At 38.2% G+C, this 25,835-nt stretch carries 23 protein-coding genes; 20 read left to right on the top strand and 3 right to left on the bottom strand.

All coding sequences use genetic code 11. The features are described 5' to 3' along the window. The first annotated feature begins 88 nt into the window (after positions 1–88). From SAZ04_RS07220 to SAZ04_RS07170, 11 genes are all read left to right on the top strand, one after another. Complete coding sequence (locus tag SAZ04_RS07220; RefSeq protein WP_332693273.1) at positions 89–499, top strand: methylglyoxal synthase; 411 nt, start codon at positions 89–91, stop codon at positions 497–499. Continuing rightward, positions 492–1,211 (top strand): bacillithiol biosynthesis deacetylase BshB1, encoded by a 720-nt coding sequence (bshB1, locus tag SAZ04_RS07215; RefSeq protein ID WP_332693270.1) that lies wholly within the window; start codon positions 492–494, stop codon positions 1,209–1,211. The genes SAZ04_RS07220 and bshB1 overlap by 8 nt, the downstream gene beginning before the upstream one ends. Then, entirely contained in the window at positions 1,208–2,338 is a 1,131-nt protein-coding gene (gene bshA, locus SAZ04_RS07210) for an N-acetyl-alpha-D-glucosaminyl L-malate synthase BshA (RefSeq protein WP_332693267.1), read from the top strand. The genes bshB1 and bshA overlap by 4 nt, the downstream gene beginning before the upstream one ends. A gap of 23 nt (positions 2,339–2,361) precedes the next feature. Further along, on the top strand, positions 2,362–3,501 hold the full coding sequence (locus SAZ04_RS07205) for a CCA tRNA nucleotidyltransferase (RefSeq protein WP_332693264.1): 1,140 nt from the start codon (positions 2,362–2,364) through the stop codon (positions 3,499–3,501). Continuing rightward, positions 3,498–4,475 carry a biotin--[acetyl-CoA-carboxylase] ligase gene (locus tag SAZ04_RS07200; protein ID WP_332693261.1) on the top strand — a complete coding sequence of 326 codons (978 nt, stop codon included), beginning with the start codon at positions 3,498–3,500 and terminating at the stop codon, positions 4,473–4,475. Before SAZ04_RS07205 ends, SAZ04_RS07200 begins: the two co-directional genes overlap by 4 nt. Positions 4,476–4,769: 294 nt before the next feature. Continuing rightward, positions 4,770–5,609, top strand: coding sequence for a 3-methyl-2-oxobutanoate hydroxymethyltransferase (gene panB / locus SAZ04_RS07195; RefSeq protein ID WP_332693258.1), 840 nt, complete (start codon positions 4,770–4,772; stop codon positions 5,607–5,609). Next, positions 5,606–6,448 (top strand): pantoate--beta-alanine ligase, encoded by an 843-nt coding sequence (gene panC, locus SAZ04_RS07190; RefSeq protein WP_332693255.1) that lies wholly within the window; start codon positions 5,606–5,608, stop codon positions 6,446–6,448. Before panB ends, panC begins: the two co-directional genes overlap by 4 nt. A gap of 12 nt (positions 6,449–6,460) precedes the next feature. Next, positions 6,461–6,844: an aspartate 1-decarboxylase gene (panD, locus tag SAZ04_RS07185; RefSeq protein ID WP_332693252.1), complete on the top strand. Its 384-nt coding sequence runs from the start codon at positions 6,461–6,463 to the stop codon at positions 6,842–6,844. 63 nt (positions 6,845–6,907) lie between these two features. Further along, positions 6,908–7,888 carry a tetratricopeptide repeat protein gene (locus SAZ04_RS07180; protein ID WP_332693249.1) on the top strand — a complete coding sequence of 327 codons (981 nt, stop codon included), beginning with the start codon at positions 6,908–6,910 and terminating at the stop codon, positions 7,886–7,888. A gap of 31 nt (positions 7,889–7,919) precedes the next feature. Next, positions 7,920–10,733, top strand: coding sequence for an ATP-dependent DNA helicase DinG (dinG, locus tag SAZ04_RS07175; protein WP_332693246.1), 2,814 nt, complete (start codon positions 7,920–7,922; stop codon positions 10,731–10,733). 96 nt (positions 10,734–10,829) lie between these two features. After that, positions 10,830–11,690: a ComEC/Rec2 family competence protein gene (locus SAZ04_RS07170; protein WP_332693243.1), complete on the top strand. Its 861-nt coding sequence runs from the start codon at positions 10,830–10,832 to the stop codon at positions 11,688–11,690. A gap of 168 nt (positions 11,691–11,858) precedes the next feature. Here SAZ04_RS07170 and SAZ04_RS07165 read toward each other — a convergent pair whose 3' ends face one another. After that, entirely contained in the window at positions 11,859–12,020 is a 162-nt protein-coding gene (locus SAZ04_RS07165; protein ID WP_332693240.1) for a hypothetical protein, read from the bottom strand. A 108-nt stretch (positions 12,021–12,128) separates the two neighbouring features. On the opposite strand from SAZ04_RS07165, the gene SAZ04_RS07160 reads away from it, so the two are divergent. The 8 genes from SAZ04_RS07160 to SAZ04_RS07125 all read left to right on the top strand — a co-directional run bounded on the left by SAZ04_RS07160 (position 12,129) and on the right by SAZ04_RS07125 (position 21,341). Beyond that, on the top strand, positions 12,129–12,299 hold the full coding sequence (locus SAZ04_RS07160) for a YpmA family protein (RefSeq protein WP_332693237.1): 171 nt from the start codon (positions 12,129–12,131) through the stop codon (positions 12,297–12,299). Between the two features lie 12 nt (positions 12,300–12,311). After that, positions 12,312–12,791, top strand: coding sequence for a cell wall elongation regulator TseB-like domain-containing protein (locus SAZ04_RS07155; protein ID WP_332693234.1), 480 nt, complete (start codon positions 12,312–12,314; stop codon positions 12,789–12,791). A gap of 72 nt (positions 12,792–12,863) precedes the next feature. After that, entirely contained in the window at positions 12,864–14,048 is a 1,185-nt protein-coding gene (locus SAZ04_RS07150; RefSeq protein ID WP_332693231.1) for a pyridoxal phosphate-dependent aminotransferase, read from the top strand. 272 nt (positions 14,049–14,320) lie between these two features. Further along, positions 14,321–15,613, top strand: a complete 1,293-nt coding sequence (asnS, locus tag SAZ04_RS07145) for an asparagine--tRNA ligase (RefSeq protein WP_332693228.1) — start codon at positions 14,321–14,323, stop codon at positions 15,611–15,613. Positions 15,614–15,804: 191 nt separating this feature from the next. After that, positions 15,805–16,509, top strand: coding sequence for a DnaD domain-containing protein (locus SAZ04_RS07140; protein WP_332693225.1), 705 nt, complete (start codon positions 15,805–15,807; stop codon positions 16,507–16,509). Positions 16,510–16,532: 23 nt separating this feature from the next. Continuing rightward, complete coding sequence (gene nth / locus SAZ04_RS07135) at positions 16,533–17,189, top strand: endonuclease III (protein ID WP_332693222.1); 657 nt, start codon at positions 16,533–16,535, stop codon at positions 17,187–17,189. Then, a complete protein-coding gene (locus tag SAZ04_RS07130; RefSeq protein ID WP_332693219.1) occupies positions 17,186–17,686 on the top strand; it encodes a YpoC family protein in 501 nt (166 codons plus the stop codon). Before nth ends, SAZ04_RS07130 begins: the two co-directional genes overlap by 4 nt. Positions 17,687–17,759: 73 nt before the next feature. Next, positions 17,760–21,341 (top strand): dynamin family protein, encoded by a 3,582-nt coding sequence (locus SAZ04_RS07125; RefSeq protein WP_332693216.1) that lies wholly within the window; start codon positions 17,760–17,762, stop codon positions 21,339–21,341. Positions 21,342–21,388: 47 nt separating this feature from the next. Here SAZ04_RS07125 and SAZ04_RS07120 read toward each other — a convergent pair whose 3' ends face one another. Then, complete coding sequence (locus SAZ04_RS07120) at positions 21,389–24,010, bottom strand: transglycosylase domain-containing protein (RefSeq protein ID WP_332693213.1); 2,622 nt, start codon at positions 24,008–24,010, stop codon at positions 21,389–21,391. 24 nt (positions 24,011–24,034) lie between these two features. After that, on the bottom strand, positions 24,035–24,646 hold the full coding sequence (gene recU, locus SAZ04_RS07115) for a Holliday junction resolvase RecU (RefSeq protein ID WP_332693210.1): 612 nt from the start codon (positions 24,644–24,646) through the stop codon (positions 24,035–24,037). A 157-nt stretch (positions 24,647–24,803) separates the two neighbouring features. Between recU and SAZ04_RS07110 the strand changes: the two genes are divergently transcribed. Continuing rightward, complete coding sequence (locus tag SAZ04_RS07110; protein WP_332693207.1) at positions 24,804–25,751, top strand: DUF2515 family protein; 948 nt, start codon at positions 24,804–24,806, stop codon at positions 25,749–25,751. Positions 25,752–25,835 lie beyond the last annotated feature (84 nt).

Here is a 25,835-nt window from a genome sequence, read left to right as displayed (position 1 = left end):
TTTTGGAAATTGCTAAATCATTATTATTAATAGTACCTATTTGGGGTCTGCCCCCTTAAACCGTCACTATAAAGGAGAGAAAAACCGGATGAGAATAGCTCTAATCGCCCATGATAAGAAAAAAAATGAAATGGTTCAATTTGCCATTGCATATGAAACGATTTTAGCAAATCACGATTTATATGGAACGGGCACGACAGGCACTCGTGTGATGGAAGCAACTAATTTATTGGTTACACGATTTAAATCAGGACCTCTAGGGGGGGACCAACAAATTGGAGCACTTGTTGCTGAAAATAAATTTGATTTAATCTTATTTTTCCGTGATCCACTGACAGCGCAGCCGCATGAGCCTGATGTCACTGCTTTAATTCGCCTGTGCGACGTTCGAAATGTGCCACTTGCCACAAATATTGGAACAGCTGAAGTGTTAATTAAAGGTTTAGAACGTGGAGATTTTTCATGGCGAGAGGCTGACAAGGATGAACACAATGAATAGGTTGGATATTCTTGCTTTTGGCGCCCATCCCGATGATGTTGAAATCGGGATGGGCGCCACATTAGCAAAATATGTAGAAGCGGGATATCGTGTAGGGATCTGTGATTTAACAAAAGCTGAGTTATCTTCAAACGGGACAGTTGAAATAAGACAAAAAGAGGCAAAGCGTGCTGGAGAGATTTTAGGTCTTAAGATACGTATCCAACTAACACTCCCTGATAGAGGGTTGAAAACTATCACGGATGATCAACTTGCAGAGGTCGTTTCAATAATTAGGAAGTATAAACCAGCTGCCGTCTTTGCTCCTTTTCATGTTGATCGTCATCCTGATCATGGTGCATGTACTGATATTGTTAAGGAAGCTTTTTTTAATGCCGGTATTAAGCGCTATCAATGTGCTGATCATTTACATGCTTTCCGCCCAGATGACTTATATTTCTATTTCATTAATGGGTACGAACACCCTGATTTTGTCATTGATGTTACTAATTTTATCGAAAACAAGAAACAGGCGCTCTTGGCCTATGAAAGTCAGTTTGTGAAAACATCTGATTCGGTCGATACGCCATTAACAAATGATTACATATCTGTCGTAGAATCAAGAGAACGCTTATTTGGGAAAGAAGTGGGAGTGACATATGCAGAAGGGTTTAAGACGATGAAACCACTAGTTGTTTCAAACTTGTTCGCAGGAGGTGAGCGTGATAGATGAAATTGAAAATTGGAATCAGTTGTTACCCAACTGTTGGTGGATCAGGTGTTATTGCAACAGAACTAGGGAAATTACTTGCTGAACGAGGTCATGAAGTTCATTTTATTACTTCAAATGTGCCGTTTCGCCTTGATCGTGTTTACCCAAATATTTATTATCATGAGGTCGAAGTAAATCAATATTCCGTTTTTCAGTATCCCCCTTATGATCTAACACTTGCTAGTAAGATGGCGGAAGTAGCTAAGCGACAAAAGTTAGATCTAATTCATGTTCATTATGCTGTACCACATGCGATTTGTGCCATTTTAGCTAAGCAAATGCTTCAGAGTGATCTGAAGATTATTACAACTCTTCACGGTACGGATATTACTGTTTTAGGCTATGACCGATCCTTAAAAGATATTATTAAGTTTGGCATCGAACAATCAGACATGGTTACAGCCGTTTCAAACGACTTAGTGTTGCAAACTCGTGAGCTTGTACCAACAGAAAAATCAATCGAGACGGTTTATAATTTTATAGATGAACGAGTGTATATGAAACGAGAAGTGGAAGAGTTGAAAAAACATTATCACATTGCCGAAGATGAACGGGTCTTGATTCATATATCGAACTTTCGCCCTGTAAAAAGAGTTACTGATGTCGTTCGAAGTTTCGCAATGATTACAGAAAAGGTAAAATCTAAGCTATTATTAATAGGAAATGGACCGGAATTAGCTTTAGTTAGACAGCTAGTTAAGCAATTAGAAATCGAGGATAAAGTATTGTTTTTAGGAAACCAAAAGCATATTGCTGAGTTACTTTCTATGAGTGATCTCATGCTTCTATTAAGCGAAAAAGAGAGTTTTGGGCTTGTTGCGTTAGAAGCAATGGCTTGCGGCGTTCCGGTAATTGGTACACGCGCAGGAGGGGTACCAGAAGTTGTAGTAGATGGAGTAACTGGTTACTTATGCGATGTTGGAGATGTAGGCTGTGTTGCTAGTAAGGCAATTGAACTTTTAAAGGATGATGCGTGTCATGAAGCATTTTCTAAGCGCGGAATGGATCGAGTCAAGTCCGTATTTCATTCTCACTTAATTGTTTCGCAGTATGAGAATTTGTATCAACAAGTTATGCAAAACCGCTAACGAATAGAAATGAGGAAGAAGTTGTGACAAGCTCATGGATGGAAGCAAAAAAAGTTACACATACACTTAAAAAAAAAGGTTACGAGTCCTATATCGTTGGTGGTGCAGTCCGTGATTTACTTCTAAAGCGAGATATAGCCGATGTTGATATTGTAACATCAGCTACACCAGAGGAAGTAGCTGCTATTTTTTTAAAGACGTTCACGATGAACAATCAACACGAAACGGTTATAGTTCGCCTAAATCAGTGGCAGTTTGAAGTGACAACGATTAGAGGTGCCACACTTGAAGAAGATCTTCATCGCCGTGATTTAACGATTAATAGTTTGGCTTTGGATGATGAAGGGAACCTAATTGATTTAGTGAATGGAGAAATAGATGTATACGCTAAAAGATTAAGATCGATTCATCCACAAGAGCGAATGGTTGAGGATCCATTACGAATGTTACGAGTTGCTCGGTTTGTAAGTGAGTTAGGTTTTGATGTGGATGGGGAACTTAGTGACACGCTTGTCCGAAAAAAACACTTGTTGAAAGATGTAGCAATCGAGCGAATTACCAAAGAATGGATCAAATTACTAAAGGGAGAACATCGAAATACAGCCATCATCTTACTGTTTGAAACAGGAATGTATGAAGAACTTCCAGGTCTTTCACTGAACAAGAGTATGTTGGAACAACTAGCGGATGTGGGAGCGTTAAAGAATGAATCTGAGACGATATGCTGGGCTATTTATTGTTTATGTTTAGGTGCTAACGATGAAACACCAATAAAGCAATTATTGCTCTCAAAGGAACGCTTACGAGATGTTAGTTCTAGACTGTACTATTACAATAATAGAAAAGAACGTGAATGGAATTCATTAGATCTTTACCAAGCTTCCATTCATGTTGCGATAGATGTTGAAAAAATTCGTTCATTATCAAAAAAGAAAATACTACCATTTCAAGAATTGAAGTTGATGTGGGAAGCGCTATCGATACATAATCGATCAGAGCTTGCTGTAACTGGTCGAGATTTGTTATGTGTTTTTCAAAGAGAACAAGGTCCATGGGTAAAAGAAGTTCTTTCTTTAGCTGAAAGACTTGTCGTAACCGAGCAATGTACGAATGATAAACGTGCTATTCTAGACGCTTTAGAAAAAAGGAGGGATGAGCTGTGAAAGAAAAGCTTCTTAGAGTATTTGCAGAGCATCCAGGGCAATTTGTATCAGGGGAAATGATTAGTCGGCAGCTAGGTTGTTCAAGAACAGCCATTTGGAAACATATTGATGAACTAAGAAAAAATGGATATGAGCTTGAATCTGCACCTAGAAAAGGGTATCGACTAGTCAGAAAAGGAGATGGGATCAAACCTCATGAAGTAAAAGTTGCTTTACAGACGACACGCTTAGGTCGAGACATTACGTACCTTGATGCTACTGAGTCAACTCAGATTGTTGCACATAAATTAGCACAAGATGGTATAGGGGAAGGTCATCTTGTGCTTGCAAATGAACAGACAAAAGGAAAAGGTCGACTTGGACGAAAATGGTTCTCAAAACAAGGAACGAGTGTTTCAATGAGTTTGATTCTCAGGCCAGATCTTGCGCCGCAAAAAACACCACAGCTTACATTATTGACTGCGGTAGCAGTTGTACGAGCATTGAAAAATCAAACAGGAATAAATTGTGCAATTAAATGGCCAAATGATGTTTTGGTTAATGGGAAAAAGCTTGTTGGGATTTTAACAGAAATGCAAGCCGATCCAGATAGAGTGCATTCAATTATTATTGGAATTGGAATCAATGTTAACCAACGAATGGAAGATCTTGATCCTGATATTCAAGATTTAGCAACATCATTAGCAATTGAAAGTGGTAATTCTTTTGAACGAGCTCTCATCGTAGCGGCGATAGTAAATGAGTTTGAGACATTATATGATCATTATCTTACTAATGGATTTGAGGCGGTTAAAACCCTTTGGGAGATGTATTCGATTAGTGTAGGAACTTACATCTTTGCACGGACTATGCGTGAAGTACTGTATGGCTATGCAAAAGGAATTACAGATGAAGGCGTTTTGCTTTTAGAAGACGAGCAAGGAAAAGTTCATCAAATTTACTCAGCTGATATTGAAATTGCTTCCCAACGATAAAGAAAATTGTTATACTTTTGGGGAATGGGCGGTATCCTTCGGAACTGCACCGATTTATCCATTTAATAGCGGATCTGCCTTGATCCAATTTAGGACTAGGACAGAGGGGTTCATAATATTGACGTCAATTAACTACTTCGCTAGAAGCGAATGGTTTTAGTGTGTGCCACTTGTTGGCTAGGAATGATCTGACCCCTGATAAACGAGGCACAACATAATGTGTTTTGCAAAGGGATCAGATCTTTTTTTAATCTGACGTTTATGAGGCCCTCCTTTAAAAAAGGAGGAAGAAAAATGAAAACAACAGCTAGTTTTATGAATATGAAGAAGTCAAAAGAGAAAATTACGATGATGACAGCCTATGATGCTCCTGCGGCAAGGCTTGTTGAAGATGCAGGAATGGATATGATTCTCGTTGGGGATTCTCTTGGCATGGTTGTACTTGGATATGATTCGACAGTACCTGTTACAATGGATGATATGGTACTCCATTCGAAAGCGGCGCGCAGAGGAGCGAAGAATACGTTTATAGTTGCAGATATGCCTTTTTTAACGTATCATTCTAGCCTTGAAGAAACGTTCAATCATGCAAGGCGTTTGTTGCAAGAAGGGGGAGCCAATGCGGTGAAGCTTGAGGGCGCAAAAGAGGTAATTGAAACAGTGGCTAAGCTAACGACAGCTGGAGTTCCAGTTATGGGACACTTAGGTTTGACTCCGCAGTCTGTAGGAGTGTTAGGCGGATATCGAGTTCAAGGAAAAGATGCTCAATCAGCTAAAGAATTAGTTGCAGATGCAAAAGCATTAGAAAAAGCAGGAGCGTTTGCGATCGTCGTTGAATGTGTACCTGAACAAGTCGGGGCTATGCTCTCGGAAGCATGTGACATTCCGATTATCGGAATTGGTGCAGGTGTTGATACAGATGGACAAGTGCTTGTTTACCATGATGTGATAGAGTATGGGAGTGTACATGTACCGAAATTTGTTAAGAGCTATGCAACTGTTTCTCCTGTTATTCAAAAGGCCTTACAGACGTATGTACATGAAGTGAAAAATCGGCAATTTCCAGCAAAAGAACATTCTTTTACAATGAGTGAAGAGGCGCTCATGCAATTATATGGAGGCGTCAATTCGTGAAAATAGTAGAAACGATTCAAGAAGTAAGGCAAGAGATTGGAAGGGCAAGAAAAGTAGGTCAATCGGTTGGATTTATTCCTACAATGGGATTCTTGCATGAAGGACATGTAAGCTTGATCAAAGCAGCCAGAAAAAAACACGATATGATCATTGTTAGTATATTTGTTAATCCATTACAATTTGGACCAAATGAGGATTTAGAACGTTACCCAAGAGATTTTAAACGAGATGAACAAATTGCTAAAGAAGCGGGTACAGATCTGATTTTTTACCCGACTGTATCAGAAATGTATCCAGAAAAGATGCCAATGACCATTCAAGTTACAAAAGGTGTGGAAGTTCTTTGTGGGGCTAGCAGACCCGGTCATTTTGACGGAGTTGCAACCGTTGTAATGAAGTTGCTACAGATCGTTCAACCTGACGAGGCTTTTTTTGGTCAAAAGGACGCTCAACAATTGGCAGTTATTATAAATATGGTTGATGCCTTTAATATTCCCGTCGCGATTAACGCTTGTCCAACGATTCGTGAAGAGGATGGCTTGGCCAAAAGTTCAAGGAATGTTTATTTAACTGAGGAAGAACGTTTAGAAGCGCCATTTTTATATAAAACGTTAAAATATGGGGCTAACCTTATACATTCAGGGAACCACAACAGAACAAAGATCATAAAAGAACTGACCGAACGATTACAAATAGGGTCAGGAAAATTGGATTACATCGATGTTTTAAAGTATCCAAGTTTAGAACAGGCGGAGGAAATTAGCGGTCAGATCATCCTTGCTGTTGCTTATCACTATAAAAATGCACGCTTAATTGATAATTACATTGTTGAAGCGTAGGGGGAGAAACGTATGTATCGTACGATGATGAAAGCTAAAATTCACCGTGCTCGTGTCACAGAATCAAATTTAAATTATGTTGGTAGTATAACGATTGATGAAGATATAATGGATGCGGTTGACATAGTCGAAAATGAAAAAGTTCAAATTGTTAATAATAACAATGGAGCAAGGTTTGAAACATATGTTATTAAAGGGCCTAGAGGTAGCAATGTTTTTTGTTTAAATGGGGCAGCAGCGAGACTTGTTCATGAAGGGGATGTGATTATCGTCATTTCTTATGCATTGATAGCCGAAGAAAAAGTGAAAAATCACCATCCAAAAGTAGCAATTATGAACGAAGATAACCAAATTGTTGAAATGTTAGCCACAGAGCCAGCTTCTACCGTCTTATAATTCGCATATTCCCGTCCTCTTCGATAAACACTTTATGTATAAGCATCGAGAGGAGGGTTTTTTTTGAAAGAATGGTTATCATCTTGGAATACCATTTATGAGAAGATAGAAAAAAAATGGTCATTATTGTCACAGTCAGAACAAGCTAATGAATTAGCATATTTAGAAGAAACAGCAGGTATGCTTTTAGATAAATGGACAGAGTTAGATGAAAAAATTAATGAACTTAAGATTGATGATCATAGCACGGACCGAGTTGTTTCGTATCATTCTAAAGGAACAACCTATTATGAGTTAGACATGTTTGCGGAAGCGGCTCGTACACTAAAGATGGAAAGTTCAACTGGTGAAAAGGATGAATTGCGAAGACTCTATCTTGGATATGCATTCCTTTTTTCAGAACAGCTAGAAAAAGCAAAAGAGACCTTTTTGTACATTATTCAAGTGAGTTATTTTCCATATTTAAAACATTTTGCCCTTGTTGGGCTTGGCTGTGTTCAAACAAGGCAACAGCGGATAGAAGATGCGATTGTGTCTTTTCAAAATGCAAATCAACTTACGTCCACAAATGATGTCGTGTATAATTTAGGAATATGTTATTTTACTAATGAGGCATTTCATTTGGCGAAAGACTATTTTGCCTCTTATGTTGAACAAGAGCCAGAAGACGGAGAAGCATTATTTTATTTAGGGTGCTGTCAATGGGAGACTGGTGAACATGATGCGGCTTGGTCTTCATGGACGACAAGTATTCATTTATTAGATTCTAAAGAAGCATTGCTGTCATTAGCATATGTTTGTGAGTGGCATGGATTCCATCAGGCAGCCATTCATTGTTACAAACGAGTACAAGAAAAATATCTAGAATCTGTCAACGTATTGCATGGAATAGCCTGGAATTATGCACTATTAGATGACAAAGAAAATGCGCTTAAAGCGTTTCGTGAAGCATTATTCCTAGACCCAAACAATGCAAATGTCTGTTTTTCACTCAATTGGCTTCGTCAAGGTTGGCCAGAGGTAAGTGAATGGACAACTAGTTGAATTAGGGGTTTTGAGTGATTGAGGTGGAAGTATGAAAGAACGTTATATAGTGGTTGATGTTGAAACAACGGGGCACTCAGTCACAAAGGGTGATCGAATTATTCAAATCGGAGCGGTTGTGATCGAGGATGAAGAAATAGTAGAAACGTTCGCTACTTTTGTCAACCCTGACCAAACCATTCCTCCATTTATAGAGGAATTAACGGGCATTTCTGATGAAATCGTAGCAAATGCCCCGTCTTTTCATGAGATTATCCCTGAATTATTACCTCTGTTTGAACAGAGTACGTTTGTTGCACATAATGTTGATTTTGATTTAACTTTTTTGAGAAATCAAATTGAGGTAGAAGGTTATACGTTTCCTTCCCTTCCAGTATTTGATACGGTGGAGCTTTCAAGGATATTGTTGCCACAACAAGAAAGTTATAAGCTCGGGCAATTAGCAGAGCAATTAGGGTACTCTCATGATCGCCCACATCAAGCGGATAGTGATGCTGAAGTAACAGCAACTCTTTTTATGACTTTACTACATAAACTTAAAACTTTACCGGTTTTGACTCTTCAACAATTGGTACCTTTATCAAGAAAGTTTAAAAGTGATTTAAAGCAAATGTTAGAAGCTTTTATACAAGAAAAGCTTTCTTATGGTAATAAAGACGCCAAACAATATGATTGTTATCGTCAAATTGCAATCAAAAAAGTGACAGAGGATATAGACGTTCAATCGGATTCTGTTACGTTTTCGGAATATACCGAAATGCTATTTGCTAAAGAAGGAAAAATGGAAAATGCATTCAGCCAATATGAATTAAGGCAAGGTCAGCAGCAAATGATGAGAGAGGTGGATGAAGCGTTCCAACAAAATGTTCATAAATTCATTGAAGCAGGGACTGGGACAGGTAAATCGTTAGCTTATTTACTGCCAGCTGCTTTTTATGCACATGCACAACAGGAACCGGTTATTATTAGTACACAGACGATTCCACTTCAAGATCAGCTATTATCGCGTGACTTGCCATTACTTGATAAAATGTTGCCGTTTAAAGTAAAAGCTGCTCTTCTTAAAGGGAGAAGTCATTACTTATGCTTACGTAAATTTGAACAATCACTATTGAACATCCAAGACGACACTTATGATGTTTTATTAACAAAAGCTTTGTTGCTTATTTGGATAACTGAGACAGAACATGGCGATATAGAAGAATTGAACCTTCCATCAGGAGGTAGAGGGTTTTGGTATGAAGTGCAGAGTGATTCTGCTTCGGATTTAGGCCGGTATAGTCCTTGGTTTTCACGCTGTTATTATCATAGGGCTAGGAGAAGAGCACAAAATGCTGAACTTATTATTACCAATCATTCACTACTATGTACGGACCTCGTTCATGAGCAACGACTGTTGCCGGCTTATTCGCATGCTGTCATTGATGAAGCACATCATCTAGAAGAGACGGCAAGTGACCATTTAGGGGCTAAAATTGATTTTTTGACATTTTCTTATTTGTTTCAACGATTAGGAGTAAGTCAAGACGATGGAATGCTTGATCGCCTTAATAAACTTGTTAGTGGCTATCAAATAGTAGTACCAAAAGACAGTGGAGTGATGAATGATTTATTGCAACAGCTTAAAGAAGAGCTGGATGAACTTTTTCGAATGCTTCACGGGTATGTATTGCAAAAGAACCAGACTAGTTCTACTGACGTTGGACGGATTCGCTATCGCTATGAGAGTTATACAGAACAAAGCTCGAAATGGCAAGCCATTCTTGAATGTGCAATGCGTGTTCATATGCAAACAAAGGACTCCATCAGGTTACTTCGCGGGTGGCTGAAGCCATTCTCTGAAAAGAAAGAAGATATGATTTATAAAGATCGTGGATTTATCGCAGATGTAGAAAGTGTTGTTGAATCGTTCTATGAGCAAGAACAAATATTATATGAGATGTTGCTTGAGTTTGATCCAAATAATGTGTATTGGATCGAAGTAGAACCAAGAGGAGCAAAAAATGCAACCTTTCTATTTAGTAAGCCAATTGATGTGTCCGACTTACTTGCAGATTATTTTTTCACAAAGAAAAAAAGTATAGTTATGACATCAGCAACTCTATCCGTGAACGGTACGTTTCGTTACCAAGAAAAACGGTTAGGGTTGACAGATTTTGGAGTGGAGAAGTGCATTATTCCGTCACCATTTTCATATATGGAACAAGTCAAACTACTCTTACCGACGGATATACTTGCCATAAATGAAGTGTCAGATAAAGAGTTTGCAGAGGAAGTCTCTGTGAAGTTATGGAGAATGATGGAAGCATCAAGTGGAAAAATGCTTGTTCTCTTTACATCTTATGAAATGTTAAAGCAAGTGTATTACCATGTGAAAGATTTTAATGAATTTGGTTCGTTTCAATTAATTGGTCAAGGAGTCACAAGTGGTAGCAGGGCTAAGCTTATGAAAATGTTCAAACAAAGCAGCCAAGCCATTTTATTTGGCACGAGTAGTTTCTGGGAAGGAATCGATCTACCTGGGGATCAGTTGCGTATGCTTGTCATTGTTAGGCTTCCTTTTTCTCCTCCAGATCAGCCATTGCTTCAAGCTCAGTATGAGAAAGCAAAGGAAGACAAACGAAATCCGTTTATGGAGATTTCTTTACCACAAGCTATTATTCGATTTAAGCAAGGCTTTGGAAGGTTAATAAGGACGACGCATGATCGTGGGTGTGTGGTCATTTTAGACCGACGAATTTCAACGACTCGTTATGGGAAACAGTTTATACGATCTTTACCTGATGTACCTATACATGAAGGGAAGTTGGAAGACTTACTAGAACAATTTCAAGAGTATATGTAAAAAGGTAAGTACAGCTTCCTGTGAGCAAAACATTACGTTTAAGAACAATATAGTACGTAGCAAACCGACTACTATATTTTGGAGGGATCAGACGATATGCGTAAAGTTCTTTTTGGGCTTGTATGCTTAATTGTCATGAGTGTTACATTAGGTTTTGACGTTCGAATGGTTATAAATTCGAGTGATGAAGAAGCAGAGTTTGAATTAGATTTACAGCTCGAAGAAGAAGATGTCGGATTTGTTTTCTTAGATCTTCCCAATGGAGAAGCAACCTACCTAAAATTACCGAATAATGAATCTATTCTAATTGGAACGGGTGCGAAAGATTCAGCAGAGTCTTTGTTTTTACGGTTGAAAAAATTGAATGTCTCAACTATTGATACGATTATTTTACCGAGGTTCGAAAAAGAATATAGTGGAAACGTAGAAGATGTAATTTTGCAATTGCAAACGAAAACCATTGTTGTCCCCGGGCAAGGTCTTGACCAAGCGATTTCTCAATACCAAAAATTAGGCGTGGAAATTATTGGGTGGGATGAATCAGAACTAAAAGAGTTGGCCAGTCATGTATCTGTGTCGATCTTACCTGATGAATCTGCAATAATGCCAATGCTTACCTTTATCATTACAATACATGATACTCACCAGTTTTTTTTCGCCTCAGAGGCAAGTGAGAAACTTGAGTATGAATGGATAAAGAAAGGATTATCTCCTGTTTCTATTTTAAAGGTAGCTGAATTTGGAACAGATGAAGGGACTACACAACGCTTTTTAAATGAAATTGACCCACAAGTTGCCATTCTATTTGCAAAGCAAAACGGGGAAGTGAGCAGCCAGCTCTTAGAGAGATTACAAGAAACATGGATTGATACTTATCGGACAAAGCAAAATGGCTCAGTGATAGTAAAAGTGAACGAATTTGATTATGAAATTATTACCGTGCATTTTAAAGATTAGACGGAAGGTTTAGGGTTGATGGCAATTTGGCCAATGGTATAATATTCGTCTAAAAATGATAAAATGTTCTGCACGGGGCATCGTGCAGAACATCATTGAGGTGTGAGTAGGCAGTTTGATTATTGTTGAATTACTTAACGTATATGACGTATCATGTATATACGCATCTCAATCTTTATTACGATCTTTCTTAAAAATAGAGGGAAATAATGTTTGACGGATGGAAGTTGGAAATACTTGATGCCACTTAAGCCCGTCACGACGTAATAATGCTACATCTTCTTTTTCTTTTTGAAAACGTCTTGCAGTTGTATGAAGATGGTTAGACATTTGCACGCCCCCTTTCATCGGCGTACTTTTAGTATCACCACATTTGTTAGCGCTATGTTTAGCAAAACTTGTACACAAGGAATAACTTTAACCAATGGAGGAGAAAAAATGGAACAAAAAATGGTTGTATTATCGACAATAAAAGTGAAAAAGGCACCAGATACATATAAAATTGTTGATGCGCTTAATCGGACGTTGAAAGAAAAGGACTTATTGTTTGGCCTTGCATTAGATGAGAAAGATCAGGATACGATGGTTTTTACTATCTATCGCACGTAATTGGGGTTACTAATGAAAAAATGGATTTTTTGGGTGGTTATTATTTTTGTTGTACTAACAACAGGGCTAAGTGTTTACGGCTATCAAACGATACGAGAGCCTTTGAAAGATAATTACGAGCAGGCGGAGCGTTACGTATTAGGGCAATCTTTATTACATACCGTGTCCAATGGTACGTATTATCACGGTACAGATGCTTATTATGTATTTGAAGGAATCATGGACGAGGAAGAAGTGATTGTCTGGGTATCTGAAGAGTTTGACTCTCATCAAATTGCTAAGGTTAGCGATGGAATATCGGAAGGCGAAGCCATTTCGATAGTACAGAAACAAGATGAAATCAAACGTATCCAGTCTGTGAAATTAGGGATTGAGAGAGGTTTGCCTGTTTATGAAATCATTTATGTAAATAATGAAAACAGAAAAGGGTACTACTACGTTACGTTTGAAGACGGAACATTTATGAAAAGATATGTTCTGCGGACAGATTAAAGAATTGATACTTGAATGATCGCTTTCGACAATCTATAGTGTATAGTATATTACATGGGAGGGACAACACAAATGAAATTAGCTAAAAGAGTTTCTACATTAACACCATCTTCTACACTTGCTATTACAGCAAAAGCAAAAGAGCTCAAGGAACAAGGTCATGATGTCATTGGACTTGGAGCTGGAGAACCAGATTTTAATACGCCACAATACATAATTGACGCTGCTGTGCGTTCAATGGATGAAGGGCATACAAAATATACACCTTCTGCTGGATTACCTAAATTAAAAGAAGCCATTATTGGCAAATTTGAACGAGACCAACAAATTACATATACACCAGCTGAAATTCTTGTTGGCTCTGGTGCGAAGCATGTGCTTTATACACTGTTTCAAGCCATTTTAGACGAAGGTGATGAAGTGATTATTCCAACACCTTATTGGGTTAGTTACCCAGAGCAAGTAAAACTTGCAGATGGGGTTCCCGTTTATATTGAAGGCTTAGAAAGTAATGATTTTAAAGTAACCGCTGAGCAATTAGAGCAGGCAATTACTCCAAAGACAAAAGCATTTATTCTTAATTCACCAAGTAATCCTACAGGATCAATGTATTCAGACGAAGAGCTTCGTGAACTTGGAGATGTTTGTGTAAAACATAGTGTTTTAATTGTGTCAGATGAAATTTATGAAAAACTCGTTTATGACGGGGCATCACACACATCTGTTGCCGAGCTTTCAAAGGAATTAAAAGAACAAACTATCGTTGTAAATGGAGTGTCGAAGTCACACTCTATGACAGGTTGGAGAATAGGTTATGCAGCGGGGAATCAGGCAGTGATTAAAGCGATGACCAATCTTGCAAGCCATAGTACATCCAACCCAACAACGAATGCACAATATGGTACGATTGCTGCTTATACTGAGGATGACGGATCTGTAGAAACGATGAGACAGGCTTTTGAAGAACGCTTAAATGGAGTATTCGATAAGCTTGTGACTATTCCAGGTGTATCGTGCGTTAAACCAAAAGGGGCTTTCTACCTGTTCCCAAATGTTAGTGAAGCAGTCAAATTAAATGGCTTTGCCGATGTTGATTCATGGGTTGAGGCAATTTTAGAAGAAGAAAAGGTTGCATTAGTTCCAGGTTCAGGTTTTGGGGCGCCAGATAATGTTCGTTTATCTTATGCAACATCTTTTGATGCTTTAGAAGAGGCATTAACGCGAATTGAACGCTTTGTTCGTAATCATACTAAATAAACGTTAAAGGCGCCGAATTGATATTCGTGCGCCCTTTTTATACTCTGGGAATGGTCATCTTTTCTATTTGAACAGTCGTGAATCAGAGAGTGAAAAACCAAACTGCATCTCTTTAAACGAATGATATCGTTATATATATCCCTATAGTTATTGATTTCTTTGATTTTTGTCTGAATTAAAGGATAATGTAGGTACAATATCGATCGTTGACTTGAAAAATTACCCAAGGGTATAATGTAAAATGTTATACATAGTAGGATGGAGGTATAAAAGTGAAAACAACAATTGCAAAAGTTGGTCAGTATGTAAAGCAAGAGGTCACAATTGGTGCTTGGCTTGCTAGTAAGCGTTCAAGTGGGAAAATTGCTTTTCTACAATTGCGTGATGGGACAGGCTTTATTCAGGGTGTTGTCGTAAAAGCAGAAGTAGAGGAAGCTGTGTTTCAACAAGCGAAAAATCTTACCCAAGAAAGTTCATTATATATAACTGGAACCGTACGCGCAGATGATCGAGCTCCTTCGGGATATGAATTAACTGTTACGAAAGTTGAAGTTCTACATGCAGCTACAGATTACCCAATAACACCAAAAGAACATGGTACCGAATTTTTAATGGACAATCGTCATTTATGGCTTCGCTCTAAGCGTCAACATGCTGTGATGAAAATTAGAAATGAGATCATTCGTACAACGTATGAATTTTTCAACAAAAATGATTTTGTTAAGGTTGATCCGCCTATTTTAACGGGGAGTGCACCAGAAGGTACGTCAGAGCTTTTTGCGACAAAATATTTTGATGAAGACGCTTATCTTTCTCAAAGTGGGCAGCTTTATATGGAAGCAGCTGCTATGGCAATGGGGCGCGTATTCTCGTTTGGTCCGACATTTAGAGCTGAAAAGTCAAAAACACGCCGTCATCTTATTGAGTTTTGGATGATTGAGCCAGAAATGGCGTTTGTTGAGTTTGATGAAAACCTTGAAATTCAGGAACAATACGTAGCGTACGTTGTTCAATCGGTATTAGCAAATTGCGGGTTAGAGCTAAAAATCCTTGGCCGTGATTTAAATAAGCTTGAGGCAATCAAAGCACCGTTCCCAAGGATTACGTATGACAAAGCAATTGAGTTCTTACAAGAAAAAGGATTTGATAATATTACATGGGGGGATGATTTTGGCGCTCCTCATGAAACGGCTATTGCTGAGCATTACGAGAAACCAGTTTTTATTACGCATTATCCGACAGCTCTTAAGCCTTTTTATATGCAACCAGCTGATAATCGTGATGATGTTGTTCTTTGTGCAGATTTAATTGCTCCAGAAGGTTATGGTGAGATTATCGGTGGATCACAGCGTATTCACAATTATGACTTATTGAAGAAAAACCTAGAAGCGCATCAGTTATCACTTGATGCATATTCATGGTACCTTGACTTACGTAAGTATGGATCGGTTCCACATTCTGGCTTCGGCTTAGGTCTTGAACGAACCGTTGCGTGGATTTCAGGAGTTGAACATGTTCGTGAAACAATTCCGTTCCCTAGACTGTTAAACCGTCTTTATCCGTAAGCAGGTAGCAGTAGCCTTCTTTAGAGATTATCTTAAAAGGGTCTGACCCCGACTAGTTCGGGATCAGACCCTTAGGTTTCTATTGCATATAGGATACGGGCAGTGTGAAACATTCTTTTTATTTCTAGAGTGAATAAAAAGAACGACTAGACCAGCTGCCATGTTATAATAGTGGGTAGAGGTGTTTGAAAATGGATCAGAATTTACTACTAAAATGGACAACACAAAGACAGCTATCCGTTCCAACATTGTTGCTCAAACATTATAAAGAATTAGGACTTAAGGAAAATGAACTTATAGCATTATTACATGTTCAATCCTTTATTGATGAAGGAGATGGCTTTCCTACACCTGAGTTACTGAGTGAACGGATGACGTTGTCAATGAATGAATGCGCAGATATGTTAGGGCGGTTAATCCGTAATGGATTTTTAACATTAGATAAAAGATGGGACGAGCAAGGAATTTTATTTGAATTTTTCACACTTGACCCATTGTGGATTCGATTAATGAAATTGCTAAAAGGGGAACAAAAAGAGAAGCAAGAGCAACAAAAGCAGAGTCAAGAAGGTTTGTTGTATAAACGTTTTGAAGAAGAATTTTGTAGACCTTTATCTCCGATAGAAGCAGAAACCTTATCGATGTGGATTGATCAGGATCAGCATTCAGCAGAATTAATTACTGCCGCCTTACGAGAAGCAGTTGTTTCTGGAAAATTAAACTTTCGCTATATCGATCGAATTCTTTTTGAATGGAAACGAAATGGTGTTCATACAGTGGAACAGGCTCGTGCACATGGCGAGAAGTTTCGAAAATATAACCAGCAACCAAGACAAGAACCAAAGCCTATTAAGGTTGATTCATATCCATCCTTTAGTTGGCTTGATCAGTCGTAAACATCTAAGGAAGTGTTAGATTCATGTTATCAAAGAAACAAACAATTGAAGCTCTTGATGTGATTGCAAATATGTACCCTAATGCAGAATGTGAGCTTACACACTCCAATCCATTTGAATTGCTTATTGCGGTTGTTCTGTCAGCTCAATGTACAGATGTACTTGTGAACAAAGTGACTCCACATTTGTTTGACAAGTATAACCAACCAGAGGACTATCTTGCAGTTCCACTTGAGGAGTTAGAGGAAGACATTCGCTCGATTGGACTGTTTCGAAGCAAAGCAAAAAACATAAAGAAATTGTCGCAAGCCTTACTTGAACATTACAATGGCAATGTCCCAAAAGAACGTGATGAATTAGTGAAACTGGCAGGAGTAGGGCGTAAAACAGCCAATGTGGTTACTTCTGTCGCGTTTGGTGTACCGGCTATTGCTGTAGATACTCATGTTGAGCGCGTCTCTAAGCGCCTTGCGATCTGTCGTTGGAAAGATAATGTTCGTGAGGTAGAAGAAACACTAATGAAGAAAATACCTGAGAATCGTTGGTCTGATTCACACCACCAGCTTATTTTCTTCGGAAGGTATCATTGCAAAGCACAGGTACCTCAATGTGAGACGTGTCCATTGTTAGATCGCTGTCGTGAAGGGAAGAAGCGGATGAAGGTGCAAATGAAAAAATGATTATTCTTGTTCCAAAGGCCTTTCGAGTTTTTCCTTTTTACGAGGAATCAACTATAGAATTCCCTTCAACATTAGCGACATTTAAAGACATATGCCAAGAGGTTCCTTTCTATTATGATATAACGGGGAATATTCGACCATGGGAACAAAAACATGATTTTCTTCCGATAATGTTCCAATGGTGGTGTGAGGAAGAAATGCAGCTTGCTAAATACTATAAGCAAAGAAACCCTCTTGCGGCCAAAGAAATGATGCGAACGATGTTAGCTGTCTTTATTGATTCATTATTTTGGTTAAACGACAGGAAGGTTGATGGTATTGATGATCTTCAACATTCAGTGAATAGCTTGATTCATAAGCCTGTCAATAGTGTGGAGAGACTTCATTATTTGCTATCAGAACCAAATCGGTATCACACATTTGTACAACTAAAAGCGTTGTTTTCTGAGCTTAGAAAGTTGTATGCAAAGATGAAAGTTATGGAAAAGGGACAATGATACTGTGAAACGTCCCTTTTTTCTCGCTTGTTTTTTAGGATACATAGAGATTTTATAAAGTGGGTGGTCAAATATGAGCAAGACAATAAATGAAATAACAGTGGGACAGGTAATGGAAATTACGGACAAAGAGCGTGAACGCCTTCATCTACTTGAGAAAAAAGGGAATAGCCAATCCTTTCAAGTTTCGTTTTGTGGGCATTTTTCAGCTGGAAAGTCTACTATATTAAATCACCTGCTTGGTTCAGACATGTTACCAACTAGCCCAATTCCAACGAGTGCCAATATCATTGCTATAAAAAATGGAGATCTTGGGTTAACCGTTAACCAGACAAATGGGGATAAGAAAGAATGGCAAGGGGAGATTCCTTGGCAACGAGTAAGAGAATGGGGAATGAATGGAGGAGAAATAGCTTCTTTAACCATTCAAGCACCGCTGCCTTTTTTAGGAGAAGCAAGCACCATTTATGATACCCCTGGTGTTGATTCTACCGATCCTACCCATCAGGCTATTACTTTAGAAGCGCTTTATACAACAGATTTTATTGTTTATGTAATGGACTACAATCATGTTCAATCTGAAACGAATTTATCGTTTTTAAAGCAACTGTCAGACGAGTTGAAACCTCTTTATTTGATTATTAATCAAATTGATAAACATGATGAGAAGGAGCTTTCTTTTCAATCGTTTGATCAATCAGTGCGAGATACGTTTCAAGCATGGGGAATTAATATCATTAAGCTACGCTATACGAGTATGAAAGCAAAAGACCACCATTTAAATCAGCTACCTCAGTTTGAAAAAGACATGAAAGCGATTTTATATAATGGTGATACATTAGTACCATATGCGAAACAACGATTGCAGCAGGGCTACTTTTTAAGTCTCATATCTCGGCTTGAAGAAGATAAAGAGGAAGACTTGGATCAAGTGAAAGAACGCATGAAACAAGAAGGCTTTTCGCTGAAGCAATTAGATAAGCGTCAAACATTAGCATCAAGTTATGACGAAATGCTTCACGCAAGAAAATATTTTGAGGAAGACTTTGAGAATAAGTGGAAAAAACTCGTGAAAGATATTACGATTTTTCCATATACGACGACAGAGCTTGTCAGAAACTGGATTGAGAGCATACAGCCTGGATTTAAAGTAGGTTTTCTTTTTTCCAAAAAGAAAACGGAAGAAGAACAAGAAGTCAGGTTAAAGCGCTTATTGGAAGAAACAGAAGACAAGGTAAAAAGTCAATTAGAGTTTCATCTTCACCGTTTGTTTCAGGCATATGATTTCACATTGCTCACCAATCGCGAAGAAGTAGAACGAGAGCTTGAACATCTTCACGTGAACATTGATTCTAGCTTTTTTATAAATGCTGTTCAAGCAGGACCTAAAAATCGCGAATATGTATATACTTTTACAAAGGATCGGACGGCAGCGGTTGTGAAAGAGCTTCGTCAAAAATCAGTTTCTTTGCTCACATTAATTAGCAAGGGAATGGAACATCATTGGGAGCAAAGTCGAATTGAAATTGAACAAGAATTAGAACAATTGCATGAACTCGATTCTTTTGTCATGCAGCTAAACAAAATAGAAGATAGCTATAATGAGGTTATTGAAAAGCATCAAGAGAAAGGAAAACAATTTCAAGATACCGGTGCATTTGAAAGAGTTATCATTGAAACGATGGACAAAGAGTTTCCGGTTTTTCCAAAGACATCGTCATTTACTTCAATCACTTTGCCAGAAGAGACGGTTATCGACACAACTTGGGAACAAGATGACAGTAGCCAACACAATCATTTTAATGAGCAGGAAGCTACTAGGTGGACAAATGATTTATTAGAAGCTCTTATGCCATATTGTGAAGAAGAAAGAATGGGATACGAGCGAGCGGTATTACAAGAGCGTATACAACGTTTTCAAGACCAAACGTTTACAATTTCATTATTTGGAGCTTTCAGTGCAGGGAAATCGAGCTTTGCTAATGCCTTGCTTGGAGAGACCGTCCTACCAGTATCTCCTCATCCGACTACAGCAACGGTCAATATCGTTAAGAGATCCGAAGAAGGACACCGATCAAACACGGCTGTTGTAAAAGTAAAGACGAGGGAGCAATTAGCTAGTGAAATTCAATCTGTCGCTGAGCAATTAGATACCGAACTAACATTAGACACCATTGATAGTTGGAAAGAAGATCCTAATACTACCACTAGTTGGCAAAGAACATATCAAGCGTATGTAAGTACACTTAAATCGAGTCTGTTAGAAACTGAATTCGAGCTAGGTACTTCTTTTCAAGTGGAGTTAGCAGATCTTCAACCATTTGTTGCCAATGAACACCATGCTTGCTTAATTGATTCTGTTACGCTTTATTACGATTGTTCTTTAACTGAAAAAGGCATAATCCTAGTAGATACACCAGGTGTGAATTCGATTCATGGTCGACATACAAATGTCGCTTTTAAACAGCTACGAGATTCAGATGCAATTTTTTATTTAACGTATTATAATCATGCATTCTCGAAGGCTGATCAACAGTTTTTACAACAGATGGCAAAAGTGAATGAAGGATTTCGAAGTGACAAATTATATTTTATTTTAAATGCAGCTGATCTAGCGAGTAGCCCATATGAATTAAATGGTGTTAAAAAGCATGTTCATGATCAGCTTGTGACAAATGGTCTTATAAATCCAAGACTTTATCCTCTTTCAAGTAAGAAAGGTCTTGAAGGAAAACGGAATAGTCGATCTGGAGATGAGCTTTTTTCACATTTTGAAAAAGCATTCTACCAAAAAACGATTACAGAATTGAAACGGTTAAGCTATGAATTGGTCAAAGAAGAAGCAAAGCGTTATCAGGCTGTTTTAGAGAAGGGATTAGAGTATGCGACAAGTGAAGAATCAGGAAAGAAAGAGAAGAGAGAAGAACTTGTAACGACCATTGCTACTTGGGAGAAACAAATTCAAAACCTTAATCCACTAACTGCATATTTAACAAGTATACAAGAAGTGTCACAACTCTTTCTTTATTTACGTGATCGAATAAGATACGTACTAGGTGATCAATTCGCTGAATCAATTAATGTAACGACAATTGTCGGTTCAAGTAAACGAGCGCAACAGAAAGCTCTTCTTTCTGCTTTGAAAGAATGGAGAAGCGAGGGAGAACATTTTATTAAACAAGAACTTCAAGCAACGTTTGTACGAATTGAATTGGCTCTTTATGAGGCGGTTGAGAATTGGGTGACAGAAACAGTTCAAGAGATTCGCTTAGTGTTCCCAGCTTTTTCATTCTCACACGAAATAGAGAAGGTAGATGTTACTCCAACTATTTCTGAGCGGTTTATTCCGCTTGAAATCGAGCCATATACTTCTTATTTTCAATCACTTAAAATCTTTTTTGAACAAGGAAAGATGAAAAAGTTAAAAGAAGATATCATAAACGACAGTTCAAAACGAACTAGTGAGCTACTTCGCGAGATCGAACAAAGAACTGAGGAACGTTTGAGAGCGAATTTTGAACAACTTGTCACACATTCAAAAACAGCGATATATATTGCGTTGAAGCGTGAAGTAGATAGGTTTGATTCATTATCAGACCCGAAGCATCTTCAATCACTAAAGAAAGAACTCGAAGCGTTTCATACAATTAAATAGAAGAAGAAAACCCGCACGCATGTGCGGGTTTTCTTGCTGAGGTGAGATTATTCTTCCTCAGGCTCTTCTTCATTCGGTGTTTGATCATCATTATTTGAAGGTGCATCTTCTGTCGGTTCTTCTTCCACAACTTCATCCTCGAGATCATCTTCCAATTCATCTTCCAATTCATCTTCCAATTCATCAAGAGGATCTGGAATTGTATTATCTTCCTCCTCAATCTCTTCTTCGAGATCATCTTCGACTTCTTCTTCTTCCTCCTCCTCTTCTTCCTCAATTTTCACTTCAACTGAAACCGGGTCACTTCTTAAATCAGAGTCGTCGTCGGAAATGGCAGTAACAGTAAAGACATAACTAGAACCATGTTTTGGTTCTCCGAAAATGTATTGCATATCTTTTTGTCTATCTAGAGTTTGGGAACTACCACCATCGATTGCTACTTGAATTTCAAACGTCACTTTATCAGCATGCTTATCTGGATAGTCCCACGTAACAATAATTTGATTTGCTTCTTCTTCAAAGTTTGCCATTAAATTCGTTGGGGCATCTAATTTATTAAATTCTTTTGAAATACGTGTTGGCTCATTGCCACGTACGAATAATTCATAAATGATTTCACTTTGTGGTGTGAAATCACTTGGTAATAGCCCAGTAGAACGCTCGACACCAAGACGAACAACCGAATTAGGCATCACGAAATCTTCCGTTTCTATGTCAGCAGATATTTCTTGCATAATCGCCTTAAAAATCTGCTGGGCAGCCTGACGTTGGTTCGATCCGCTAGGGAAGTAGTTATTACTTAAGTCTTCCGTTTGACGTTTAAAACCTGTCCAAACAGAAGCTGTATAGTTCGTTGTATAGCCTGAGAACCAAATATCTGGGACCGCTCCTTCTGGGTACCCGCGTGATTCGCGAATATCTGCAGGGAAGTTCGTTGTACCTGTTTTCCCAGCCATAGGAAGACCAGGGATATTAGCAACGCCACCTGTACCATCTGTTACAGCTGTTTTTAACATATCGGTAATCATGTATGCAGTATAATCGTTCATGGCTATAACTGATTCTGGCTCCATATTAATGATCCGGCCGTCAGGGAATTCGATTTTTCGTATGGTATATGGCTCAGTATAGGTACCATTATTTCCAAATGTAGCATAAGCTCCTGCAAGTTCTTTTGTTGTGACTCCTGTGTTAAAACCACCGAGACCATAAGCTTCAGGCATTTGGGTTTCATTTTCTCTTAGTTCGAATGGGATTCCTACCCCTTCGGCGAATGTTTGTGCTCGTTCTACACCAACCTCTTGCAATGCTTTGACGGCAGTTATATTTCGTGAACGAGCTAAGGCAGTTCGCATTGTCATGGATCCTTGATGTTGACGATCAAAGTTTCGAATTGGCGTTCCATCTGAATAGGTGTGCGCTTCATCAACAATTCGATGAGCCGTTGACCACTGCAAGTATTCAATCGCAGGTCCGTAATCAAGGATCGGTTTGATTGTTGATCCTGGCTGCCTACGTTCATCAGTTGCTAAATTATATCCTCGTTGATGTCCCGTGTCTTCACGACCGCTTCCGAGTGCTTTAATTTGACCTGTTTTTGTATCAAGAAGGGTAACGGCAGCTGTAAAGTCCTCATTCTCAGGATAGACAGTTACAAAGTTGTCTGTTTGCAACACTTGTTCTACATGTTCTTGAGCATCGACATCAAGAGTTGTATAAATTTTTAAACCAGCATTGTAAATATCGTTAATGGAGATTCCGTCCATTTCTTCAAGTTCAGCTAGAACTTGGTTATAGAAGGCTTCATATTTATAAGATTCGCGCTCCGTTAACACCAATTGATCTTCAAGAGGAACGTTCATTGCTTCTGCTGCTTCCTCACTTGAAATTTTCCCGTGTTGCTCCATCAGTGACAGTACGAGATTACGTCTACTTTCGGCAGCTTCAGGGTTTTTTGTTGGATCGTAAAAGCTTGGACGACGCGGAATTCCCGCAAGGAGAGCAGCATCAGCAAGAGATAAATCTCCAACAGATTTGTTAAAGTATGTGCGAGACGCAAGTTCAACCCCGTAGACACCAGAACCAAGATAAATTTGATTTAAGTACATTTCAAGAATTTGATCTTTTGAATAGTTTTGCTCTAGCTGAATGGCCAAGTATTGTTCTTGAACTTTTCTGGTTAACTGTTTTTGTTCATTAAGAAATAAATTTTTAACGAGTTGTTGGGTAATGGTACTAGCTCCTTCAGCACCAAATCCTTCCGTGATGTTCGCTCGGACTGCTCCAAACAATCTGCGAATATCAATTCCAAAATGGTCTCTAAAGCGAATATCCTCAACTGCTATAAAAGCATCTTCAAGAACTTGTGGAACATCTTGAATTTTCACGTTCACTCGACGTTCAGCGGAGTCTAATTGTGACACGAAAACGTCTTCTTGATCAAAAAATTGTGAGCCTTGCGTCAGTGTTAGTCTATCCTCATCAAGTGGTGGAGCGCCTTGAATCATAGCAAAGATCGTAATCCCACCAGCGATTACCACGATTGCTCCTAGTGCAACCAATGTAAGGAGTATTTTTTTCCATAAGCCTTTAGGTGATTTTGTTTTTTTGTTTGATTGTTTACGGGCTAGACGACGCCCGTGTCTTGTATTGTCCATTTCATTTGACATCTTATTTCTCCCTTTCTTCATCCATTATGACTCGTTCTGAAAATAAACGGAATCAATAATTCGTAAGTAATCGATACGTGGATGATATCCTATTTTAATCAAAAATCCGAAATTTTCAATATCCAACTTTCGCATCGATTTTCTCGAGAGTTCTTTTTGATCATAAAACTCAATTAAATGTTTTGCATCAAGCAAATAAATTTCATCTGTTAATGAAAATCGTAGAATAACAAAAGCAATTCCATTTTGGTTTTTAACTTGTTTCATATGTTCAATTTGATGTTCGTGAAAATTTTGTAAGGGAAAAGAAGTCTTATTTTTTGTTTCTTTTGCCTCAAAATCAAGATATCGCCCTTTGTAAACACCATTATAGTCTGTTGTTGATGCTTGCTTGAAGTAGGCTTCTTTAATAACTGCGGCACTACGTTTTGGATAATCAACTTGAACAATTTGAACTGGTGTAGGTTTCTTGTGAATAACTGCTATTGATTTTTCGAGATAGTATCGATTTGTTTCGTTTAAGTCTTCCTCTAATGTCATTCCTCGGTTGCTATACGTTAGCTCTTTAGAAGGTAATTTTTTATTTTGGGACTCTTGCTTAGTGAAGCGCCGACCATTTGGGTAACGTATCGCCATTTTTTCACAAACCTTTCCAAACAAAATCATATGCATGCATGGAATCTGTAAGAACTAGAAACAGTAAAGGTAGATTCCATCACATTATATTACCATAAATAGTCAAGTAAGAGATAGGTGAATTTTGTAGAAAAAACGAACTAGGAGAAATTTAAATATGAATCGTAAAAGGAAAGAAATAAAAAGGAAAACAGAAAAAGCAAATGTTGATAATATTTCACGTACCATAATGTATGAACAATTTTATAAGAAAAACCCTGAAATAAAGTGGTCATTCCTTGCAGGACTTGTATCTAGAAATGCTGGCTGGAATATGACGGATTTAGAAAGCAAATGGTTTCATCAAATGGTAACAGAACAGTATCGAAAGTTGTTGTTTCATACATATGAACGAGCTAATTGGACGATATTTCAAGATGCGTATCCTCAATTATTATGGTATGAAAATGCGAAAAGAAAGAATGATCCTCAATTTGATGTGCTTGACCAATTAGGTGTGTCTCAATTTATGCAAAAAGAATGGAAGTTATTTTGGGAAAATAGAAATGAGGAGAGACTTTGTACAGCACTGATTGTGAATGAACAATATATGATTGAAGAAACCGTTATGAAACAGCCATTATACCGAGAAAAAGTATTCTCTTCTCTTATCTATATTGTTGAAGAACATGCTCATTTGAGTTACGTTATCTTTCCGACAAGAAAAGGGAAAGTGTACGGGCTATATATTCGGAATTTTAAAGATGTGAAAGCGCGGATTTGGTTAGGGAGACAACTGGCAGCTCTCTTATTTCATCCAGCTATTCATGAGGATATTTATCAGTTTTCTCTCCTTACTGCCCCTACGGGCTCTAGAAGAGACTATGAACAGTATATGGATTGGGTAACGGGCAATACGAGCCCTATGCTAAGGGAAACATATCCAGTCATAACTCATAACTGGAAGCAAAAAGAAGATTGGTCGTTACAAGAAATAGAAACTAATCAATTTTTCACTGATCTTACACAAATAAAGCCAACCGAAAGAACGGTTTGGCTTCATCGAAAATGGGTTGAACTATATGTATTGCAAAAATTAAAGGAATTGTCTGTTATAAGAGATTGACAAAAAGAGCGGTCTGCCCCAACTACAAATACAGACGGCGTTGTAAAAAAGCTTATGCCACAAATATTGCCGTTGGGTCAGACC

Origin of the sequence: Halalkalibacter lacteus, from assembly GCF_036663595.1 — a bacterium.
Lineage (GTDB): Bacteria > Bacillota > Bacilli > Bacillales > Bacillaceae_D > Halalkalibacter > Halalkalibacter lacteus.
Note: the sequence above shows the minus strand (reverse complement) of the source record. Positions and strands in the feature narration are given on the sequence as shown.

Coding starts and splice junctions, on each gene's coding strand:
- SAZ04_RS07150 (WP_332693231.1), top strand. CDS start 12,864: ATGAAATTAGCTAAAAGAGTTTCTACATTAACACCATCTTCTACACTT.
- nth (WP_332693222.1), top strand. CDS start 16,533: ATGTTATCAAAGAAACAAACAATTGAAGCTCTTGATGTGATTGCAAAT.
- SAZ04_RS07160 (WP_332693237.1), top strand. CDS start 12,129: ATGGAACAAAAAATGGTTGTATTATCGACAATAAAAGTGAAAAAGGCA.
- bshA (WP_332693267.1), top strand. CDS start 1,208: ATGAAATTGAAAATTGGAATCAGTTGTTACCCAACTGTTGGTGGATCA.
- SAZ04_RS07170 (WP_332693243.1), top strand. CDS start 10,830: ATGCGTAAAGTTCTTTTTGGGCTTGTATGCTTAATTGTCATGAGTGTT.
- dinG (WP_332693246.1), top strand. CDS start 7,920: ATGAAAGAACGTTATATAGTGGTTGATGTTGAAACAACGGGGCACTCA.
- SAZ04_RS07155 (WP_332693234.1), top strand. CDS start 12,312: ATGAAAAAATGGATTTTTTGGGTGGTTATTATTTTTGTTGTACTAACA.
- SAZ04_RS07110 (WP_332693207.1), top strand. CDS start 24,804: ATGAATCGTAAAAGGAAAGAAATAAAAAGGAAAACAGAAAAAGCAAAT.
- SAZ04_RS07220 (WP_332693273.1), top strand. CDS start 89: ATGAGAATAGCTCTAATCGCCCATGATAAGAAAAAAAATGAAATGGTT.
- SAZ04_RS07130 (WP_332693219.1), top strand. CDS start 17,186: ATGATTATTCTTGTTCCAAAGGCCTTTCGAGTTTTTCCTTTTTACGAG.
- SAZ04_RS07165 (WP_332693240.1), bottom strand. CDS start 12,020: ATGTCTAACCATCTTCATACAACTGCAAGACGTTTTCAAAAAGAAAAA.
- panB (WP_332693258.1), top strand. CDS start 4,770: ATGAAAACAACAGCTAGTTTTATGAATATGAAGAAGTCAAAAGAGAAA.
- bshB1 (WP_332693270.1), top strand. CDS start 492: ATGAATAGGTTGGATATTCTTGCTTTTGGCGCCCATCCCGATGATGTT.
- panD (WP_332693252.1), top strand. CDS start 6,461: ATGTATCGTACGATGATGAAAGCTAAAATTCACCGTGCTCGTGTCACA.
- SAZ04_RS07120 (WP_332693213.1), bottom strand. CDS start 24,010: ATGTCAAATGAAATGGACAATACAAGACACGGGCGTCGTCTAGCCCGT.
- SAZ04_RS07140 (WP_332693225.1), top strand. CDS start 15,805: ATGGATCAGAATTTACTACTAAAATGGACAACACAAAGACAGCTATCC.
- recU (WP_332693210.1), bottom strand. CDS start 24,646: ATGGCGATACGTTACCCAAATGGTCGGCGCTTCACTAAGCAAGAGTCC.
- SAZ04_RS07125 (WP_332693216.1), top strand. CDS start 17,760: ATGAGCAAGACAATAAATGAAATAACAGTGGGACAGGTAATGGAAATT.